We start from the raw sequence: 1,222 nt of genomic DNA on the forward strand, positions 1-1,222 counted from the left end.
TAGTGCTCGATTCCTCAAAGGCGGTACTCAAAACGGCGCCTGAGGATGCGCGTGGGTGGGGCTGGTCTGCCCCAGATCCAGGGTTTGGCGCGTGCGTTGAGCTGGGCGGTTGCGATTCTGGTGGCGTGGTCGATCTCGTCGGGGTCGGCGAAGGACTGTCCGGCCAGGGCCGCCTTGCGGAAGAGGCGCCACCAGCCTTCCTGGAGGTTGAGCCAGCACGCGCCGACCGGGATGAACGCGTGGCGGATGCGCGGGTGGTCCTCCAGCCATTCGCGGGTGGCCTTGCTGTTGTGGGAGGAGAGGTTGTCGGTGACGATCACGATGTCGCCGGTGGGGTTGGCGTCCTCCAGCAGGTGGAGGAACTTCTGGTAGTTGACGCTGTTGCGGGAGGAGGCGGTCATGGTGATCTCCTGGCCGTCGGCCGGCCGCAGGGCGCCGTAGACCCAGGTCTTCTCCGGCCCGCGGCTGTAGTCGAGCTCGGCCTTGATGCGGTGGCCGTCCGGTGACCAGCCCGGCGCCGGCGGGAACGTGCGCGGGATGACGGGGCCGAGCTCGTCCGCGCAGACCACCGTGGCGCCCTCCGGCGGGGCCGTGTACAGGCCGACGATCCGGGTCCTTTTGGGGAGAACTCCAGATCACGGCTGGTGATCCAGGACCGGGTACGGCGCCAGCGCACGCCCTCGGCCAGCAGGATCCTGCGGACCTGGGAGCGCTGGATGTCGATACCCTGGCGCCGGGCCGCCTCGGTGAGGGAATCCAGGGTCCACTCGCCCGGGGCGGACTCGTCCTCGGCCGCCAGGTCACCCCACGGCTCGCGCACCAGCCGGCCCGGTGGATCGCAGCGGACCAGCTCGATGATGCGTGAGCGTTCGGCCTCGGTGATCCGGCGCTTGCGGCCGCATCCCGGACGGTCCCCGAGCCCGTCCAGGCCCTGGGTGTTGAACCGGTGCAGCCACTTGCGCACCGTCTTGTGATGGCACCCGAGCCGGGACGCTATAGCAGGGACACGGTGTCCTTCCCAGCTCAGCACGATGATCCTGGCCCGCAAGATCCAGTCCGCCGGCGCATGCCGGGCACCGGCCAGCCTGCAGACCTTCTCCTCTTCGGCCACGTCCCAGGCAGGACGGGCCGACAACAGCTTCGGCACGGCAACTCGCCCCCGAGAAGCCCGAACCGGCAACCCCACACCCCTACAACTACCCCGCTAAAGCGGAATCGAGCA

1 protein-coding gene and 1 pseudogene are annotated in these 1,222 nt (G+C 69.1%); both read right to left on the bottom strand.

Going from position 1 to position 1,222, the window contains the following annotated elements; genetic code table 11:
* Positions 1–14: 14 nt before the first annotated feature.
* On the bottom strand, positions 15–569 hold the full coding sequence (locus ACWD4A_RS35375) for an IS630 family transposase (RefSeq protein WP_451200582.1): 555 nt from the start codon (positions 567–569) through the stop codon (positions 15–17).
* 131 nt (positions 570–700) lie between these two features.
* Positions 701–1,186, bottom strand: a pseudogene (locus ACWD4A_RS35380) (helix-turn-helix domain-containing protein); the annotation flags it as partial.
* Positions 1,187–1,222 lie beyond the last annotated feature (36 nt).

Source organism: Streptomyces sp. NPDC002537 (genome assembly GCF_053594975.1).